The sequence below is a fragment of the Bradyrhizobium sp. 521_C7_N1_3 genome (assembly GCF_052075975.1).
Taxonomy (GTDB): Bacteria; Pseudomonadota; Alphaproteobacteria; order Rhizobiales; family Xanthobacteraceae; genus Bradyrhizobium; species Bradyrhizobium japonicum.
The window spans coordinates 4,338,700-4,356,425 of record NZ_CP197232.1; the positions used below are offsets into that span (position 1 = coordinate 4,338,700).

The following is a 17,726-nucleotide window of genomic DNA, read 5'->3' on the forward strand; positions in this document are numbered from 1 at the left end:
TGTCAGGCGTCGGCGTCCCGATCGGATGGCGGCGATGACGCCGGTGTCGCGATCGGCAGCGTAAACCAGAACCGGGCGCCGGCGCCAAGGCCTTCGACGCCAAGGCCTTCGACGCCAAGGCCTTCGGCGTCGATCCGGCCGCCATGCGCTTCAACGATGGACCTGCAGATCGGCAGTCCCATGCCCATGCCGGACTCCTTGGTCGTGAAAAAGCTTTCGAACAGCCGGCCGGCATGTTCGGCGGAGATGCCGGGACCGTTGTCCTCGACGGAGCAGCACAGCGTCGTCGCGTCCTGCGCGGCGGTGGTGATGACGATCCTGCCATGGTCGCGTCCCGCCTGCGTCATCGCCTGCACGGCGTTGATGGCCAGATTGACGATCACCTGCTGGAGCTGGGTGCGATCGCCGAGCACGAGCGCAGCTTCCGTATCGGGACGGTGCAGGATCGTTACGCCGCGGGATTCCATCTCGTGGCGCAGGAACAGAAGCGCCTCGCGAATGACATCGTCAAGCGACAGAACAGCGCGCTCCGGCGCCTTGCGCGAAGCCATCCCGTGAACACGTGCCACGATGTCCGCGGCCCGCCTCGTATCCGTGGCCATATTTTCGATTGTACTGCGGACCTCGGCCATGTCGGGGATCGGCCTGTTCAGCCAGCGCAGACCGGCAGCGGCGTTGGTCGCGATGGCGGCCAAAGGCTGGTTGACCTCGTGCGCGATGGAGGCGGTGAGCTCGCCGAGCATCGAGACGCGCGCCGCATGCGCGAACTCCGCCTGCACCTGCCGAAGCCTCTCCTGGGCGCGGACGCGTTGCGAGATGTCGATCGTGGCGACCAGGCTTATTTCGAGATCATTGATTGGACCGACGCGGGCCGTGGTGAAGAGAACGTCGACGACGCGGCCGTCCCACGTCACCATCTTGGTTTCTTCCTCGAAATTCGTTTCACCGCGAAAGCGGGACTCCATGGCCCGTCGAAACGTATCCGGGCGTGCCTGCCAGGTGTCGGACATGGAACGCCCGACATAGCCGTCGACGCCTCCTCCGAACATCTGGATGGCCCGTTCGTTGGCTTCCTGAAACGAGAGCGCGTCCATGCAGGTCCGGAGAAAGTCGGGATGGCTGTCGAAATAGCTGCCGAGGTCCTTGATGCCCTCGGCTCGCAGTTTTCGGAACAGCACCACCAGTCTGCTGGCGTCGAGCTGACGGAGGGCGATCGGCATGCGGCCGAACAGGTGGCGGTAGCGCTGCTCGCTCCGCTCCAGCTCGGTGTGGTCCTTCTTCTGGGCGGTGATATCCATGACCGCGCCGACGAACTGAAACTGCCCGCGATCTTCCGACATTCCACGGGCGACCATGCGAATGTGCCTGATCGAGCCATCGTTCAGGATCAGCCGATGTTCCAGGGAAAAGTCGTTCCTGTCATTCGCGGCGCGATCGAGTGCCTCACGTACGGCATTGAGATCGTCGGGATGCGTACGCTTCAGGATGGTGTCGAGCGACGGCGGCAAGGTCGGCTCAAGATCGAATATCCTGAACGTCTCTTCGGACCAGAACAGCTCGCCGCTGGCGACGTTCCAGCCAAAGCTGCCGGTGTGGCTGAGCTTCTGGGCCTCGGTGAGATAGGCAACCTGACGCCGCCGCAAGACGTCGTCTCGCTCCAGCCGGTGCTGCCGCCTGACCAAGCTTGCGATCGCAAGCAGCGACAACACGACAACGACGACCAGCAGGGCGAGGGCGCTGGTGGTGAGGTCGATTCCGAGCAGGAAGCAAGTGAATGACAACACGCCGAGCGCGGCGCCTCCCAGGAGCCAAAGGGCGGGATGGGCGTACCGCGAACGGTCAAGCCACGGTGCGCGACTGACCATCCCCGTGTGCCGGACCGTCGCGGGTTCCTTGCCTTCGTGAGCGAGTCCGGACTGGGCCAGCAGATTGAAGAGGTCCAAGGGATACTCGCCGGGGCATGAGATCAATTCCCGAGCCCGGATGTCCGGACGCGTGATGCAAGCGATGTACCGCACCGCGGAAAACCGGTCTTTTGCGTTTTCGCGGACCCTTTGTCAAAACGCACGGCGTCACCATGCGAGCCTACGCGCAGATCCGGGATGTTGCCGCGGGAAGGATTCCGCAAGCCAAGGCCGACTTCGTCACCCCGAATCGCCTCTCGAACTCGGCGACATCGACAACGCCGCGCCGATGGGTCCCGTCGCCGATCTTGCGGCCGCCGTCCCAGGCCTCGACTTCGAACAGGACGCTCCTGGCTTCGACGGCGACGACTCGTGCGACCGCGCGCACGGTGCGGCCGACCGGCGTCGCCGCCAGATGACGGACGTCGACCATCATCCCGACGCTGACATAGCCGGTCGGCAGGGACGGCTGGATCGCGGATCCCGCCGCCATCTCCATGTGCAGGATCATCATTGGCGTGCCGTAGACTTCAGGCATTCCCGGGACCACGTGGCCGACCGTCATCTCCGCCGTGACGGTCACCAGCTTCTCTGCCGTCATGCCGGCGGTCAACTTCTCAAGCGGATTCATGGCTCAACGTATCTGCCTCGCTCGTGGATGGAGTGGGTGTCGCGGCCGCGCGCGGCTTGCGCCCGGTTAGCCAATTGCCGAGCCGGTCGAGATAAAGGTAGACCACGGGCGTGGTGTAGAGCGTCAGGATCTGCGAGACCATCAAGCCGCCGACGATCGTATAGCCGAGCGGCTGGCGCAGTTCGGCGCCGGTGCCGTTGCCGAGCATCAGAGGCACACCGCCGAGCAGCGCGGCCATGGTCGTCATCAGGATCGGACGGAAGCGGAGCGTGCAGGCCTGGTAGATCGCTTCCTCAGGGCTCAGCCCTTGCTTGCGCTCCACCTCGAGGGCGAAGTCGACCAGCATGATGCCATTCTTCTTGACGATGCCGATCAGCAGGATGATGCCGATGATGGCGATGACGCTGAGATCCATGTGGACCGCCAGCAGCAGCAGCAGCGCGCCGATGCCGGCGGAAGGCAGCGTCGACAGGATCGTGATCGGATGGATCAGGCTCTCATAGAGAACGCCGAGGATGATGTAGATCACGATCAGCGCCGCCCCGATCAGCAACGGTGTGCCGGACAGGGAAGACTGGAAGGCTTGCGCGTTCCCCTGGAACGAGGTCGACAGCGAGGCGGGCTTGCCGGTGTCCGTCTCGATCTTCTGGATCGCCGTCACCGCATCCCCCAGCGCTACGCCGGGCCGCAGGTTGAACGAGATCGTGACGGAGGGAAACAGGCCCTGGTGATTGATCAAAATCGGCGCCGGCATGATCACGCTGTGGACCAGCGTGCTCAGGGGGACCTGTTGGCCGGTCGCCGAGTTGAGATAGATGTCCTTGAGCGCGTCGGGCCCATACTGGAAGGCTGGATCGACCTCCATCACGACGTGGTACTGGTTCAGCGAGGTGAACATGGTGGAGACGATGCGCTGGCCGAAGGCGTCGTCGAGGGTGTTGTCGATCGTCGTGGGCAGGATGCCGAAGCTCGAGGCGACTTCGCGATTGACGGTGACCTCCAGCCTCGGGCCGGCATTGGCCTGGTCGCTGGCGACGTCGGTGATGAGGTCGAGCGCGCGGAGCTTGTCCAGGAAGATCGCCGACCAGTGGGTGAGTTCGTTGGAATCGGCGTCCGTCAGCGTGAACTGATACTGCGTCTTCGACAGGCGTGCGCCGATCGTGATGTCCTGGGCCGACTGCATGTAAAGCTTGATGCCCTGGATATGGGCGAGCCGGGGTTCCAGCCGCGCGATCACCTGGTCGGCGCTTGCCTTGCGTTCGGGCTTCGGCTTCAGGACGATGAAGATGCGTCCCTGGTTGAGGGTCGCCGTCGGCCCGCCTGGACCGATATAGCTGGCCACCGATTGGATCGCCGGATCCTTCGACAGGACGTCGACGATCGCCTGCTGGCGCTCGGACATGGCGGGGAAGGAGATGTCCTGGGCGGCCTCGGTGATGCCGACGATCTGTCCGGTGTCTTGTTGCGGGAAGAAGCCTTTCGGGATGATCACATAGAGATAACCGGTCAGCGCGATGGTCGAGAGCATCACGAGCAGCGTCACGAAGCGATGGCGCAGCACGACGCGCAGGCCGCGTGCGTACAGCGCAAGCAGGCCATCGAAGCCGCGCTCGAACAGGAGATAGAGCCGGCCGTGCTTTCTCCGCGATTCGTCCTTCAGGAGGCGCGCGCACATCATCGGGGTCAAAGTGAGCGAGATGACCAGCGACAGCAGCAGCGATGCGGTGATCGTGACGGCGAATTCCTGGAACAGCTTTCCGACGTAGCCGCCCATCAGGAACAGCGGGAGGAACACCGCGATCAGCGACAGCGTGATGGAGACGATCGTGAAGCCGATCTCGCTGGAGCCTTTGAGCGCCGCCTCCATCGGGGTCATGCCTTGCTCGAGATGGCGCACGATGTTCTCGATCACCACCACGGCATCGTCGACCACGAATCCGACCGCGATCGACAGCGCCATCAACGAAAGGTTGTCGAGGCTGTAGCCGAGCACATAGAGGATCGCGAAGGTGCCGATCAGCGCCAGGGGGACGGTGATCGCCGGGATGACGGTGGCCCAGAAATTCCTCAGGAACAGGAATATCACCATCACCACCAAGGCGACGGTCAACATCAGCGTGAATTGCACATCGGAAACCGCGGCGCGAATCGTGGCGGTGCGGTCGGCAGCGATCGTCACCTTGATCGCCGGCGGAACGGAGGCCTGAAGTTGCGGCAGCAGTTTCTTGATGCGATCGACGGTTTCGATGACGTTGGCGCCGGGGACGCGCTGGACGGCCAGGATGATGGCGGGGTCCTTGCCGTACCAACCGGCCAGCAGGTCGTTTTCGGGCCCCTCGATCGCCGAGCCGATGTCGCGCAGCCGCACCGGCGAGCCGTTGCGATAGGCGATGATGAGGTTTTCATAGGCGGCGGGCTTCAGCAACTGGTCGTTGGTATTCAGCGTATAAGTGACGCGCGGGCTGTTGAGCGTGCCCTTGGGCAGGTCGACATTCGCGCCGGCGATCACGGTGCGGACGTCTTCGAGGCCGATGCCGCGGGCGGCAAGCGCCTGCGGATTGACGCGGATGCGGATCGCGGGCTTCTGCTGGCCGCCGATCCCGACCAGGCCCACGCCTGGCACTTGGGAAATCTTGGGCAGCAGGATGTTTTCCGCGTAGGCATCCACCGTGGTCATCGGCAGCGAGTCCGACGTCAGCGCGATCAGCATGATCGGCGTTTCCGCCGGATTCACCTTCCTGATCGTCGGTGGATAGGGGATGTTCTGCGGCAGGAACGGGCTCGCGGCATTGATCGCGGAGAGCACGTCGACCGCCGCGCTGTCCACCGTGCGCGACAGCTCGAACTGCACCGTGAGCTGGGCGACGCCGAGTGCGCTGGACGAGGTGAGCTGCGTGACGCCGGGGATCTGGCTGAGTTGCTGTTCGAGTGGCGTGGCGACCGACGAGGCGATGGTTCCGGGGTCGGCGCCGGGCAGTTGCGCCGAGATCTGGATCGTCGGGTAGTTGACGTTCGGCAGCGCGCCGACCGGCAACAGGGGATAGGCCGCGAGGCCGCACAGCAGCAGGCCCGCCATCAGCAGAGCGGTTGCAATCGGCCGCAGGATGAAGGGCGCGGACAGGTTCATGGGAGCGCGTCCTGCACGGAGCTTTGCAGGTCGGCTTCGCGCGCGGCCTTGCCGTGCAGTTCCCGAACCTGGCTTCCTTCCGTCAGCCGATACTGACCGTCGACGACGACGGTATCGCCTGATTTCAGTCCCTGGTCGATCAGGGCCTGCCCCTCGCTGATCTGCGCGACGTGAACAGGACGCAAGGAAGCGGTCTGGTTGGGGGCGACGACATAGACATAGCTGCCGTTCGGGCCCTGCTGGACTGCGGAGCCGGCGACCGTCAGCGCATCCTTCTGAATCTTCAGTAGCAGCCGCGCATTCACCAGCTGTCCCGGCCACAGCCGGTGCTCGTGATTGGCGAACTCGGCCTTGAGCTGGACGGTGCCGGTCGTGCCTGCGATCTCGTTGTTGACGAGCAGCAGCGTGCCTTCGCCGAGCTTGATCTTGTTGTCCTGGCTGTAGGCGATGACTTTCAACTGGCCCTTTGCAGTGTGTTCCTGGATCACGGGCAGATCCGTCTGTGGAAGGGTGAACAGCAGCGAAATCGGCTCGATCTGGGTGACGACGACGAGACCGTTGGCGTCGGTCGGATGAATCACGTTGCCGACATCGATCTGGCGGACACCGGTGATGCCGGGAATGGCCGATGTCAGGCGCGTATAGCTGAGCTGGACGTTGGCCTCGTCGATCTGCGCCTGGTCCGCTTTCACGGCGGCCTTGAGCTGGGCCACCTGCGCGGTCTGCGTATCGATCAGCTGCGGGGTCGCATAGCCTTTGTCGCCGAGTTTATTGTAGCGGGAGAGATTGGCTTCGGCATTGGCGAGCTGAGCCTGATCTCGATCGCGATTGGCCGTGAGCTGCTCGATCTGGGCCTCGTAGGGTCGCGGGTCGATCTGGGCGAGCAGATCGCCGGCCTTGACGGTCTGTCCCTCGGTGAAGGCGATCTTGACGATCTGTCCCTGGATCTGGCTGCGGACGACATCGGTGTTGTAGGCGATCACGGTGCCGATGCCGCGCAGATAGATCGGAACGTCCTTGCCGGTGACCGTGGCGGTGACCACCGGTACGGCCGCGGGCACTGGCGCGGTTGCGACGACCGGCTTCCGGTCCGCGGCGAAGAACCAGAGGCCGGCTCCGATGAGGATCGCGGCGAGAGCGACAAGCGCGATGGCGAGATTTCGTTTCATGAGAGCGTCCTGGACGTCAGGGATTGCTTGAGCCACCGATCGAAGGCGTGCTGTCCGTTGCGGCAGGGCCTTGCACCGGGACGGACGGACTGATTCCGGCGCCGCCGAGCTCGGTGGCTCCGAGCGGTATCCCGACGCGTCCGACCGTCGATGCCGAAGGTAGGGGAGACGCCGCCGTGATGCTGCCGTTGCAGGTGACGGATGAGCCTCCGGACAGTCCGCCGCCGTCGAACAACGCTCCGGGCGAGGCGGTATTGCCGGATCCGGCGCAACCCGCCGTGCTTTGCGCCGGATTAAGCGGCGAAATGCCGGGCGTTGCGATCTCGGTCGATCCCAGTGGAACGCCGACGGGCCGCGTGGATTGCGGATTGAGCGGCGACGTCGCCAGCATGCCGGTGGAAGGCTGTATTCCCGGCATGGTCGTTTGAGCGGACGTCGCAGCCGGGACGAGCCAAAGCATGCTCGCCGTGAGTGCCACGGCGGGCTGTATCAGGGTGAACCGGCGCGAGCTGGATCTTCCCGAGCCGACGTCGTTCGATGAGGGCTGCTCTCGCATGGAAATGCTCCGGTGAATGCTGTCGAATACTAGAAAGGGGCGGAGCGGCGGGGTATTTCCAGAACGCACGTCCCGCTACCCGGCTGCACGACGGCAACGGGCATTCGACGCGTCATGAGCGGGCATTCGCGTTCGTGCGGCCGCATCGCCGAGTTGCCTCGCCGATGGCAGCGCCGTTGGCCGGCTTTGGCTTCGGTTCGATTGCGCTATTTCAGAATTTCCCGCACATGCGCGAGTTCGCGGCTGCATGTGCCTGTGTCGCCGGTTTGATCGGCGGTACGCGCGCGATCAAGCGAATCCAGCGCATCCGTGAAAACCGCACCGCGGCCGCCTTCGGCCTCTGCAATCGAGCGAGGCGTCGGTTGATGACTGCGCAGCGCGCTGAGGCTTTCCCGCTGCCAACCGTGGGCGCCCGCGTCTTTTTCGATGGCCTGATCCAGCTGGATCTGGGTTTTCTCGATGTCGTCCGCACAAGTGCCTGCACGCGCGGGCGAAGCTGCGCACAACAGGATGAGAAGCGCGATCTGGAGATTTGCCGTGGATGTCATGTGTCCGATCCCATGCATGGAGTTCAAGCAGCATCAGATGCGACCCCTTGAATGACAAAGCGGATCGTTAGTCTTTCGCGTATGAACGCCGGCCGTTCACAGTCATGAGAGGTCTGTACGCCTGACATATGCGCTGCGCTTTGCAGTGCGCGCCTTAGCTAGGCAGTGTCCCGAGGATACGCGAGCAGCCGTTGTCGCGATCGGCATGTCCCAACGTGCGAAGTGGCAAGGGCCGTTGTTTGCCGAAATACGCGCCCAAGCGTCGACACTACTGTCGCACCATTCCAACCCGGAGTGATCCCGACATGAAACACCTCAACGCTGGCCTCGCCTTTGCCGCCGCTCTCTCCCTGTTCGCGACCGTCGCCCCGGCGCGCGCTGAACCCCCGAAGAACATCGTCCTGGTGCACGGCGCCTGGGTCGATGCGTCCGGCTGGAAGCCGGTCTACGAGATCCTGACCAAGGAAGGCTTCCGCGTCAGCATGCTGCAGGAGCCCGAGACGTCGTTTGGCGATGATGTCACGGCGGCGAAGCGGCTGCTCGATCTCCAGAATGGCCCGACGCTTCTGGTCGGCCACAGCTATGGCGGCTCGATTATCACCGAGGCGGGTGTTCATCCCAATGTCGTCGGCCTGGTCTACGTCGCTGCGCATGCGCCCGACGTCGGAGAGGACGAAGCGGCGCTGGGCAAGAAGACGCCGAGCGTACTTGGAAAGACCGAAGGCGCCATCAAGGTCACGCCCGACAAATTCACCTATCTCGATCCCGTGCAATTCCCCAAGCTGTTCGCGCCCGATCTGCCGCGCGAGCAGGCGGAGTTCGAATCACGCTCCCAGGTTCTGGCCGCGACGCAGGTGTTCAGCACGCCGCTGACGGCGGCCGCGTGGAAGACCAAGCCGAGCTGGGGCATCGTCGCCGGCAACGACCAGATCATCAATCCGGATCTCGAGCGTTGGTATTACGAGCGCGCCAAGAGCCACACCACCGTGATCCCGGGTGCAAGCCACTCGGTCTACGAGTCGCATCCGAAGGAAGTAGCGGAGATCATCAGCCGTGCCGCACGCAGCATCGATCAACCGGCCACCCGCTGACGCGTTTTGCCGGTCCTGACGCACGGCCGGCAGAAGGAAGGACGGCGGGAGAGACAGCACTCCCGCCGGCCTGACTGCCCCTCCGGAGAATTCCATGAGCATGATCGAGACGACCGGCACGATCCTGGACTGGGACGTGACGACGGTGAAGCGGGCTGGACTGAGCCGCGATCTGCCGTCCGGCAATCCGGACCCGATGTGGGTCGCGAATTCGTCGACGCTGATCTACGGCGAGCGGGATGCGGTCCTTGTCAAACTCTACGAGGCGATGCTGGCGCTTCATCCCGACCGCGCCAATCCGGGATCGCTTTGGAGCGGAGCCAACGCCGCAAGGGGGCCAAGGTCATGACGAGCTGGCAGAACAACCGCGCCGCGCGCGATGCCCGCATCGCGGCCGGTGCCGGGCTTGCCCACGGCAAAGTCGTGGAAGCGTCCGACGCCACGCGTCTGCTGGAAGCCGTGATCCGGCCTGGCGACCGGGTTTGCCTCGAAGGCGATAACCAGAAGCAGGCGGATCTCCTGAGCCGCGCGCTGCTGGCGGTCGATCTGTCCAAGGTCAACGATCTGCACATGGTGCAGTCGGGCGTCGTTCTGCCCGAACATCTCGACCTGTTCGACCGCGGGGTCGCGAAACGGCTCGACTATGCCTATTCCGGGCCGCAATCGGCGCGCATCGCGCGCATGCTGTTCGGCGGCAAGATCGAGCTGGGCGCGGTTCACACCTATCTCGAGCTGTTCGCGCGCTACTTCATCGATCTCACCCCGCACGTCGCCCTGATCGCCGCCGTCAGCGCCGACCGTGACGGCAACCTCTACACCGGTCCGAACACCGAGGACACGCCCACCGTGGTGGAGGCAACGGCGTTCAAGGACGGCGTCGTGATCGCCCAGGTCAACGACATCGTCGAGACGGTTCCGCGGGTCGATATCCCGGCGGACCGCGTCCATTTCGTCGTCAAGTCCGACAAGCCGTTCTTCGTCGAGCCACTGTTCACGCGCGATCCGGCGGCGATCACCGAGGGGCAGATCCTGACCGCGATGCTCGCGATCAAGGGCATCTACGCGCCCTATGGCGTGCAGCGGATCAATCACGGGATCGGCTTCAGCACGGCCGCGATCGAGCTCCTGCTGCCGACGTTCGGCGAGAGGCTGGGCCTGAAGGGCAGGATCGCAACCCAATTCGCCTTGAATCCGCATCCCGCGCTCATTCCCGCGATCGAGTCCGGTTGGGTCCGGCAGATCCACTCCTTCGGCTCGGAGGTCGGGATGGACGAGTACATCCGGGCCCGATCCGACATCTATTTCACCGGTCCCGACGGCTCGCTGCGTTCCAACCGCGCCTTTTGCCAGACCGCCGGGCTCTATGCCTGCGACATGTTCATCGGCTCCACGCTGCAGATCGATCTCCAGGGAAATTCCTCGACCGTCACTACATCGCGCATCGCCGGGTTCGGCGGCGCGCCGAACATGGGCGCGGATGCGCGCGGGCGCAGGCATCCGAGCGAGCCCTGGCTGAAGGCCGGCGCGGAGGCCGATCCGGACAGCCCGGCGCCATTGCGCCGGGGCCGCAAGCTGGTGGTGCAGATTGGCGAGACCTTCGGCGACAAGAACGTCCCGCTGTTCGTCGAGAAGCTCGATGCGATCGAGCTCGCCGAAAAGCTGAACCTCGAACTCGCCCCCGTGATGATCTACGGCGACGACGTCACGCACATCGTCACCGAGGAGGGGGTGGCGAACCTCCTGTTGTGCCGTACGGCGCAAGAACGCGAGCAGGCGATCCGCGGCGTCGCCGGATACACCGATGTCGGTCGCGGGCGGGATCGCAGCATGGTCGCGCAGCTGCGCGAGCGCGGCGTGATCCGGCGGCCGGAAGATATCGGCATCAATCCGCTCGATGCGGATCGCAACATGCTGGCGGCGCGCTCGATCAAGGATCTCGTGCGCTGGTCGGGCGGGCTCTACGCGCCGCCATCGAAATTCAGGAACTGGTGAGGACAGGCCATGGAAGATCTCAGCTTTCATCACCCGGTTCGCGAGCGCGCGGGCGGTATCAGGCAGAGCGCGATCGTGGGCGTGGTCGCGTCGGGCAATCTGGAAGTGCTGGTGGAGCGCGTCCTGCCGGATGCTGAATGCGCGGTCGAGATCAAGACCGCGGCTATGGGCTTCGGCGAGGTCTGGAGCGCCGTCATCGGCGATTTCGTCGAGCGCTATTCGCCCGGCGGGCTGAAATTCTCCATCAATGACGGCGGCGCGCGCCCCGACACGGTCTCGCTTCGGTTGGCGCAGGCGGTGCGATTGATCGCGGGGAGCGACCGATGACCGCGCCGCTCCAGCACGTCGCCCCGGCGGAACGGGCCCGCAGCACGAGCTTCAACGAGGCATCGGCGCGGACGAGGCTTGATCTGCTGCTTGATGCCGGCAGCCTGGTCGAGTTCATCGGGCCGGAACAGCGCGAGGTCAGTCCGCATCTGGAGATATTCGGCCTTCCCGAGCAGTTCGATGACGGCATCGTCGTCGGCCATGGCCGGCTCGGCGGCGCGCCGGTGTTCGTCGCCGCGCAGGAAGGACGTTTCATGGGCGGCGCCTTCGGCGAGGTGCACGGCGCCAAGCTGACGGGTCTGCTTCGCGCAGCGCGCGAGATCGGATCGATCCCCGTTCTGATCCTGCTCGATACCGGCGGCGTCCGGTTGCAGGAGGCCAATGCCGGTGAGCTCGCCATCGCCGAGATCATGCGCGCGGTGATGGAGGCGCGCAGTGCCGGCGTGAAGGTCATCGGCCTGATCGGTGGGCGCTCCGGCTGCTATGGCGGCGGCGGTCTGATCGCAGGCTGCTGCTCCGCGCTCGCCGTGTCGGAGGCGGGACGCATCGCGGTTTCGGGCCCCGAGGTGATCGAGACCAATCGCGGCGTCGAGGAGTTCGACTCCCGTGACCGTGCCCTGGTCTGGCGCACCATGGGCGGCAAGCACCGGCGGCTGCTCGGTGCGGCCGACGTCTTCGCCGATGACACCGTGCAGGATTTTCGTGAGGCCGCACTCGAGCTGATCGGGTTGATCGGCCCCTTCGACCTCGACCGGCTCAGGGCGGAGCAGGGGCGTCTGGCCGACAGGTTGCGCCGCTTCGGTGCTTGCCAGGACGCCGTCGATATCTGGACCGTGGAAGGTGTTGCGGATGCGGAAACGGTTCCGGAATTGCCGGCCGACCAGTTCATTGCACTCGCTAACAGGATCGGGAGGAACAGCCGTGACGCTCGATGACATTCTCGCCTCGCTGTTTCCCGACGGCCATGAGGTCAGGAACGATAATGGCGTCCTTGCCGGCGCTGCGACGCTGCGGTCCGGCGGAAGGATACTCGTGATTGGTGTTGCGGATCGGACTGCGCTCGGCGTCGACGAGGCGATCAGACTTTCCGCGCACGTCCTGGATTCGATCGACCGGGGGAGCGGACCGATCCTGGTGCTCGTCGACAGCGACAGCCAGCGCATGAGCAAGCGCGACGAGCTGCTCGGGCTCAACGAATTCCTCGCCCATATGGCGAAAGTGCTGATCCACGCGGACATGCACGGCCGCCCGACCATCGGCCTCCTCTACGGCCACTCGGCGGCGGGGGCCCTGCTTGCGACGGGCCTTGCGACGCGCGTGCTGGTCGGATTGCCCAGCGCCTCTCCCGCGGTGATGGATCTGCCGTCGATGGCGAAGGTTACCAAATTGTCGATGACCGCTCTTGAGGAGAAAGCCAAATCGACGCCGGTGTTCGCGCCGGGGCTCTCCAATCTTGAGCAGATGGGTGCCGTTCATATGACATGGAGCGACGCCACCTCGCTCGCAGACCAGCTGGAGGCGCTGCTCGCCGACATGCCGGCTGCGCGGGATCGAAGAGATGCACTCGGCAAGGAGCGCGGTGGCCGGCCGAAGGCCGCCGATATCGCGGAGCGCGTTCGTGACCTCGCCCTGCAAACCCGGTGAACCGCCGGCCGGTCGCCACGACCTCGTCTTTGTCAGCCCGCAGGGTTGGCGCGCGATGATCGGGATGCGCGGCGATCTCGCAGCCGACCCGCTGGTTTCGCGCTGGTCCGAAATGGGATGGCCGACGATCAGGCGGCGCGCTCTGCCTTGCGAAGCGACCGGCCTTGCGCTCGGCCTGCCGTTGCCGCCCTCCGCCGGCAAGAAGCGGCTGTCGTTTCTCGCGGATATCGACCACGTCACCTCGGTCGCGAGGCCGCCCGCGCTGCGGCAGGCGCGCGCCTCGGCGCCGCGCAACTGGTGGCCGACGCTCGATCGGCTCGATAGGCTCGCGCTTCGTCATTCGGTGGACGTCCGCGTGTTCGGCAGCCTCGCATGGCAATCGCTGACCGGGCTCGATTACGTGACCGCTCGTTCCGACCTCGATGTCCTGTTCGCGTTCCGCCGCGAAACCGATCTGGATCGGCTCGCCGCCGACGTGGCCGCGATCGAGGCCGATGCGCCGATGCGGCTCGATGGCGAATTGATGCGCGCGGATGGTGCAGCGGTGAACTGGCGCGAATTCCATGCCGGCACGGACCAGCTTCTGCTCAAGACCATCGGGTGCGTGGTCCTGCTCGACAGGGATCGATTCATTTCGGGAGCGATGGGATCATGATCACAGCGGCCGCGCGAAACATCGAACCGCTTGTTGCCAGCCGGGGGGAGATGCCGTCCGGTATCCGGGCCATCGGCGGCTTCGCTGCCGATTGCCTCGCCATGGAGCTGGAAACCTGGCCCAAGCCGGGGCTCGTGAGCCATGTCGACAATGGTAGTCACGTCGACATGGATGCCGGCACGTTTCGTCGCAGCGCTGCGGCCATCAGGCCCTACCTCCAAAGCCTTGCCGAAGCGGGCGCGCTCGGCTGCGGCATGGGAGTGCTGCGGGTCATCGGCCTGGAGGCCGAGCGGGCGATGCTCGAGGCGACCGCGGGCGTCAATACGCATCGCGGCGCGATCTTCGGCCTTGGCCTATTGTGCGCGGCGGCGGGTGCGAGGGCCGGCGGGCTGGCCGATCCGGCACGTCCGCTCGGCGACGTCGTGGCACGCCTCTGGGGCGCCAGCATACTCCACGGTCCGGTGCTGCTGCACAGCCATGGCAGCGCTGCTCGCCGCCGCTTTCGCGCAGGCGGAGCCCGTATCGAGGCGGCGAGCGGGTTTCCCAGCGTCTACCGGATCGGCGTGCCGGCCTTGCGGAGAACAATGCCTGCCACGCCCGAGGACGCGGAAGCGGCTCGGGTCGAAGCGTGCTTTGCCCTGATTGCGTCAGTGGAAGACACGAATCTGCTGCATCGTGGCGGGCTCGAGGGGCTTCGTTTTGCGCGTCGCGCGGCACGTCGCTTCATCGACGCCGGCGGCGTGCGCGCTCCCGGCTGGCGCGTCAGCGCGCGATGGATCCATGAGAGCTTCGTCGCCCGTCGTCTCAGTCCCGGTGGCTCGGCTGACCTGCTTGCGATGTCGCTCTTCGTCGACGCCCACGACGCGCCGGGGCCATGATGTCCAATGCAATCCTGATGGCGCTGGTGCCGGTGTTCTTCGTCTTGCTGCTGGGATACACCGCCGGAAGGTTTCATGTCGTCGACAATCTCCATGTCGATGCTCTCAACGCACTCGTGATGGATTTCGCCGTGCCGGCGTCGCTGTTCGCCGCGACTGCCTCGGCGTCGCGCAGCGAGATGATCGAGCAGGTTCCGCTCTTTCTGGTGCTCGGCATAACGATGTCGTTGCTCTATGTCGCCTGGTATCTTGCCGCGCGCAGGTTGTTCAAGATGTCGCGGCCCGATGCGTCGATTCAGGCACTCACGGTCGGCTTTCCAAATCTTGCCGGCGTCGGTCTTCCAATCCTGACATCCATCGCGGGACAGGCGGGCGCCGTTCCGGTCGCCGTCGCATTGGCGACCGGTTCGGTCCTCATCAGCCCGGTGACTCTGATCATGGCGGAAATGGACGCCGCCCGGACTCGTGGCGAGGAAATGGCGGCGCGGCAGATGTTGACGGCGGTGGGACGTGCGATCACCAAGCCGGTGGTGCTCGCGCCCGTGTTCGGTATCCTGTTTTCGGTGTCGGATCTGAGCCTCGACGCGCTCGCTCATGCCTGCCTCGCGCTGATCGGGAGTTCGGCCGCCGGCGTCGCGCTGTTTCTCACCGGAGCCATCCTGTCGGCACAGTCGTTCCGCCTGAACTGGAAGATCGCGGTCGCAACCGTGGCCGCGGACGTGGTTCGGCCGCTCGCAGCCGTTGCAATCACTCACGTCTTTCCAATCGCTCCCGACACAGCGAGGACCGCCATTCTGCTCGCCGCGGTGCCTTCCGGCTTTTTCGGCATCCTGTTTGCGGTCAACTACCGGCTGGACTCGGCCGCGGTCGGATCGATGGTCATTGCGAGCACCGGATTCAGCGTCGCGACCATGGCGGTCGCGATTGCCGTGCTCTTTCCGCACTAGGCGGCGATCATGACACTTGCGATCCTGTGCTCGGGACAAGGCAGACAGCATCGGGACATGTTCGCCCTGACGGGCGACGCGCCGGAAGCGACGCACCTGTTTGCACACGCGGCAACGTTGCTGGGCGGCCGGGATCCGCGCGATTTCGTGCGCACCGAATCTGACGAGGCTCTGCATCGCAACCGGTCCGGCCAGATTCTATGCACGTTGCAGGCTCTGGCCGCCGCTGCCGGGCTCAGGGACATCATTCCACATGGCGCCATCATCGCAGGCTACAGCGTCGGTGAGGTGGCGGCATGGGGCGTGGGAGATCTGTTCGAACCGGTCCTCACGCTCGACCTCGCAGTGTGCCGCGCGGAAGCGATGGACGCCGCCACCTGCGCCGGCGACGGGCTGATCTTTGTCCGTGGTCTTTCACATGACGATATGACCCGCCTTTGCGAGCGCCACGGCGCGGCGATCGCCATCGTCAATCCAGGCGATGCCTTCGTGATCGGCGGTGGCCGGGAGGCATTGAACGGGATTGCCGGAGAGGCGAGGGCGATGCGCGCCACAAGTATCGTCGATTTGCCGGTTCGGGTTGCCTCCCACACCGGACGGCTCGCCGAGGCGTCGGTCGTGTTTCGCGAAGTCTTGCGGTCGGCGCCGGTGGCGTTCCCGTCGGCCGCCGGTGCGCGCATCCTGAGCGGCATCGATGGCGGTTCGGTCGTCTCCGCCGAGACGGGCCACGACAAGCTCGCCGCGCAGATCTCGCAAACCGTGCAGTGGGGAAATTGCCTGCAAAGCTGCCTCGAAGCGGGTGCCACGGCATTTCTCGAATTTGGACCTGGACATGCGCTGAGCCGGATGGTTGCGAGCATCGAGCCCGGCCTTCCGGTGCGGGCGCTGGACGATTTCAGGAGTCTTCAGGGCGTGCGTAACTGGCTTGCGCGGCATCTCAGCGCCTGAAATGGCAACAGCTTCGTTCCGGAATCGGACGGACGGCGCTCCGGATCGGCGTGCGGCCAGGTCAAAAAAAGGGGCCGTCCTTGTGGGGAGGACGGCCCAATGCTCGCATGCCTGGGAGGAGAAGGCTCGAGCCGTGACTTGGGGGTCTCAGTCACTAACACTGTCAGCATCGCCGATCCGGCGTGCAAAGTATTTCACGTCCCCACGCTGTTTCTCATTTCGCATGATTCACGAAGGTCCGCCGGAAGCACATGAGACACGGGCTCGCGTGACGGAACCGGGTCGCATTCAGCGAGCCTGGGTGACGCCAATGCGTTCCGGCTGGTGCATCGCCAACGTGCCGGCGTGTCGCCTGTCAGACGTTTGAAGACGGTCGAGAAATGCGCCTGCGTACAGAAACCGACGGCCAGCGCCGCCTCAACCAGCGGCGTCTCGGTATTCGACAGAAGAGATTTTGCATGCTCGATGCGCTGTTGCAGGAGATACTCGCGGGGCCGGTATCCAGTCGCGGCTCGAAACTGCGCGGCGAAGTGCATCCGGGACAATCCCGCGACGCCGGCGAGGTCGGACAGGCTGATGGAGTGGTCGAAGCGCGCCCTGACATACTCCTCGACGCGTCGGAGCCGCCATTTCGGCAAGGCGTTGACTTTCGTACGCGGGGGCTCGCGCCGAGCGACGTGCATCACCAGCGTCTGGGCGATGCAGCACGCAAATTCGCGATCGGCCGAATGGCCTTGTTCGGTCAGCGCTTTTGCGAGCTGCTCGGCGAACGGGTCGCGCAACAGAAGGAGATCGTTCAGGCATTCGGGCGCGAGCGGCTCCGTTCCCTGCTGTGGAGATGGAAAGCAATTGGCCGAGATGTGGAAGTGCAGGAAATCGCACGGCGCAAGAAATTGCGCGCGGAGCGGCTTCGACGGCGCGCCGACATAGAGCGTGCCTGCCGGCATGGCGCCGTCGAAAATGGTCTGACTGCCTCTGGTCAGCTTGAGACGTGTGCTCTTCAGGGCGATGGCGAAGAAGTACCGGTCGGGAGGCGTCGTTGCGTCCTCGCGCCTGACGGCCGTCTGCGCGTAGGTAAAGCGCGAGATCGTGATGTCCTCGCGCGCGACGCCCGCACGTTGTTCGGGCTGGCGCCATTTTCGTTCGTGGGGGAATGCGCGTGCCCCCTGAGAGAAATCCGGTTCGCGGGCGCCGGGTTGATGTGTCAATCGGGCGCCGGCCGCTTGCATATCGGTGAGCATCGTTCGTCCCGTCTTTTGGATTCCGCTGCCGCCGTGACGGCTGCTGAATGCCACTGGTTGACGCTCGA

At 65.0% G+C, this 17,726-nt stretch carries 17 protein-coding genes; 11 read left to right on the forward strand and 6 right to left on the reverse strand.

Annotation, left to right across the window (positions count from 1 at the left end):
* Positions 1–2 precede the first annotated feature (2 nt).
* From AB7008_RS19790 to AB7008_RS19805, 4 genes are all read right to left on the reverse strand, one after another.
* Positions 3–1,865: an ATP-binding protein gene (locus tag AB7008_RS19790; RefSeq protein WP_441261221.1), complete on the reverse strand. Its 1,863-nt coding sequence runs from the start codon at positions 1,863–1,865 to the stop codon at positions 3–5.
* A 220-nt stretch (positions 1,866–2,085) separates the two neighbouring features.
* Positions 2,086–2,535 carry a thioesterase family protein gene (locus tag AB7008_RS19795; RefSeq protein ID WP_441259356.1) on the reverse strand — a complete coding sequence of 150 codons (450 nt, stop codon included), beginning with the start codon at positions 2,533–2,535 and terminating at the stop codon, positions 2,086–2,088.
* Positions 2,522–5,662, reverse strand: a complete 3,141-nt coding sequence (locus tag AB7008_RS19800; protein WP_441259357.1) for an efflux RND transporter permease subunit — start codon at positions 5,660–5,662, stop codon at positions 2,522–2,524. The genes AB7008_RS19795 and AB7008_RS19800 overlap by 14 nt, the downstream gene beginning before the upstream one ends.
* A complete protein-coding gene (locus AB7008_RS19805) occupies positions 5,659–6,831 on the reverse strand; it encodes an efflux RND transporter periplasmic adaptor subunit (protein WP_441259358.1) in 1,173 nt (390 codons plus the stop codon). Before AB7008_RS19805 ends, AB7008_RS19800 begins: the two co-directional genes overlap by 4 nt.
* 176 nt (positions 6,832–7,007) lie before the next feature.
* On the opposite strand from AB7008_RS19805, the gene AB7008_RS19810 reads away from it, so the two are divergent.
* Positions 7,008–7,259 carry a hypothetical protein gene (locus AB7008_RS19810; protein WP_245285642.1) on the forward strand — a complete coding sequence of 84 codons (252 nt, stop codon included), beginning with the start codon at positions 7,008–7,010 and terminating at the stop codon, positions 7,257–7,259.
* 334 nt (positions 7,260–7,593) lie between these two features.
* Here the strand turns inward: AB7008_RS19810 and AB7008_RS19815 are convergent, their stop codons facing one another.
* A complete protein-coding gene (locus tag AB7008_RS19815) occupies positions 7,594–7,935 on the reverse strand; it encodes a hypothetical protein (RefSeq protein ID WP_028155823.1) in 342 nt (113 codons plus the stop codon).
* Between the two features lie 305 nt (positions 7,936–8,240).
* Between AB7008_RS19815 and AB7008_RS19820 the strand changes: the two genes are divergently transcribed.
* From AB7008_RS19820 to AB7008_RS19865, 10 genes are all read left to right on the forward strand, one after another.
* Entirely contained in the window at positions 8,241–9,026 is a 786-nt protein-coding gene (locus AB7008_RS19820; RefSeq protein WP_028155824.1) for an alpha/beta hydrolase, read from the forward strand.
* 94 nt (positions 9,027–9,120) lie between these two features.
* Positions 9,121–9,375: a hypothetical protein gene (locus AB7008_RS19825; RefSeq protein ID WP_028155825.1), complete on the forward strand. Its 255-nt coding sequence runs from the start codon at positions 9,121–9,123 to the stop codon at positions 9,373–9,375.
* On the forward strand, positions 9,372–11,018 hold the full coding sequence (gene mdcA / locus AB7008_RS19830) for a malonate decarboxylase subunit alpha (protein ID WP_441259359.1): 1,647 nt from the start codon (positions 9,372–9,374) through the stop codon (positions 11,016–11,018). Before AB7008_RS19825 ends, mdcA begins: the two co-directional genes overlap by 4 nt.
* Positions 11,019–11,027: 9 nt before the next feature.
* Positions 11,028–11,345, forward strand: coding sequence for a malonate decarboxylase acyl carrier protein (gene mdcC / locus AB7008_RS19835; RefSeq protein WP_014496337.1), 318 nt, complete (start codon positions 11,028–11,030; stop codon positions 11,343–11,345).
* On the forward strand, positions 11,342–12,280 hold the full coding sequence (locus AB7008_RS19840) for a biotin-independent malonate decarboxylase subunit beta (RefSeq protein WP_441259360.1): 939 nt from the start codon (positions 11,342–11,344) through the stop codon (positions 12,278–12,280). Before mdcC ends, AB7008_RS19840 begins: the two co-directional genes overlap by 4 nt.
* On the forward strand, positions 12,267–12,989 hold the full coding sequence (gene mdcE / locus AB7008_RS19845) for a biotin-independent malonate decarboxylase subunit gamma (RefSeq protein ID WP_441259361.1): 723 nt from the start codon (positions 12,267–12,269) through the stop codon (positions 12,987–12,989). The genes AB7008_RS19840 and mdcE overlap by 14 nt, the downstream gene beginning before the upstream one ends.
* A complete protein-coding gene (gene mdcG, locus AB7008_RS19850; protein ID WP_441259362.1) occupies positions 12,964–13,644 on the forward strand; it encodes a malonate decarboxylase holo-[acyl-carrier-protein] synthase in 681 nt (226 codons plus the stop codon). The genes mdcE and mdcG overlap by 26 nt, the downstream gene beginning before the upstream one ends.
* Entirely contained in the window at positions 13,641–14,522 is an 882-nt protein-coding gene (mdcB, locus tag AB7008_RS19855; RefSeq protein ID WP_441259363.1) for a triphosphoribosyl-dephospho-CoA synthase MdcB, read from the forward strand. Before mdcG ends, mdcB begins: the two co-directional genes overlap by 4 nt.
* Positions 14,519–15,469 carry an AEC family transporter gene (locus AB7008_RS19860; protein ID WP_441259364.1) on the forward strand — a complete coding sequence of 317 codons (951 nt, stop codon included), beginning with the start codon at positions 14,519–14,521 and terminating at the stop codon, positions 15,467–15,469. The genes mdcB and AB7008_RS19860 overlap by 4 nt, the downstream gene beginning before the upstream one ends.
* A 9-nt stretch (positions 15,470–15,478) precedes the next feature.
* Entirely contained in the window at positions 15,479–16,417 is a 939-nt protein-coding gene (locus AB7008_RS19865; RefSeq protein ID WP_441259365.1) for a malonate decarboxylase subunit epsilon, read from the forward strand.
* Positions 16,418–16,611: 194 nt separating this feature from the next.
* Here AB7008_RS19865 and AB7008_RS19870 read toward each other — a convergent pair whose 3' ends face one another.
* Positions 16,612–17,658, reverse strand: coding sequence for a helix-turn-helix domain-containing protein (locus tag AB7008_RS19870; protein WP_038952556.1), 1,047 nt, complete (start codon positions 17,656–17,658; stop codon positions 16,612–16,614).
* Positions 17,659–17,726: the final 68 nt, after the last annotated feature.

Bases quoted from the DNA above. Each gene is read 5' to 3' on its own strand.
- AB7008_RS19790 (WP_441261221.1), bottom strand. From the start codon at position 1,865: ATGGTCAGTCGCGCACCGTGGCTTGACCGTTCGCGGTACGCCCATCCC.
- AB7008_RS19795 (WP_441259356.1), bottom strand. From the start codon at position 2,535: ATGAATCCGCTTGAGAAGTTGACCGCCGGCATGACGGCAGAGAAGCTG.
- AB7008_RS19800 (WP_441259357.1), bottom strand. From the start codon at position 5,662: ATGAACCTGTCCGCGCCCTTCATCCTGCGGCCGATTGCAACCGCTCTG.
- AB7008_RS19805 (WP_441259358.1), bottom strand. From the start codon at position 6,831: ATGAAACGAAATCTCGCCATCGCGCTTGTCGCTCTCGCCGCGATCCTC.
- AB7008_RS19815 (WP_028155823.1), bottom strand. From the start codon at position 7,935: ATGACATCCACGGCAAATCTCCAGATCGCGCTTCTCATCCTGTTGTGC.
- AB7008_RS19820 (WP_028155824.1), top strand. From the start codon at position 8,241: ATGAAACACCTCAACGCTGGCCTCGCCTTTGCCGCCGCTCTCTCCCTG.
- AB7008_RS19825 (WP_028155825.1), top strand. From the start codon at position 9,121: ATGAGCATGATCGAGACGACCGGCACGATCCTGGACTGGGACGTGACG.
- mdcA (WP_441259359.1), top strand. From the start codon at position 9,372: ATGACGAGCTGGCAGAACAACCGCGCCGCGCGCGATGCCCGCATCGCG.
- mdcC (WP_014496337.1), top strand. From the start codon at position 11,028: ATGGAAGATCTCAGCTTTCATCACCCGGTTCGCGAGCGCGCGGGCGGT.
- AB7008_RS19840 (WP_441259360.1), top strand. From the start codon at position 11,342: ATGACCGCGCCGCTCCAGCACGTCGCCCCGGCGGAACGGGCCCGCAGC.
- mdcB (WP_441259363.1), top strand. From the start codon at position 13,641: ATGATCACAGCGGCCGCGCGAAACATCGAACCGCTTGTTGCCAGCCGG.
- AB7008_RS19860 (WP_441259364.1), top strand. From the start codon at position 14,519: ATGATGTCCAATGCAATCCTGATGGCGCTGGTGCCGGTGTTCTTCGTC.
- AB7008_RS19865 (WP_441259365.1), top strand. From the start codon at position 15,479: ATGACACTTGCGATCCTGTGCTCGGGACAAGGCAGACAGCATCGGGAC.
- AB7008_RS19870 (WP_038952556.1), bottom strand. From the start codon at position 17,658: ATGCTCACCGATATGCAAGCGGCCGGCGCCCGATTGACACATCAACCC.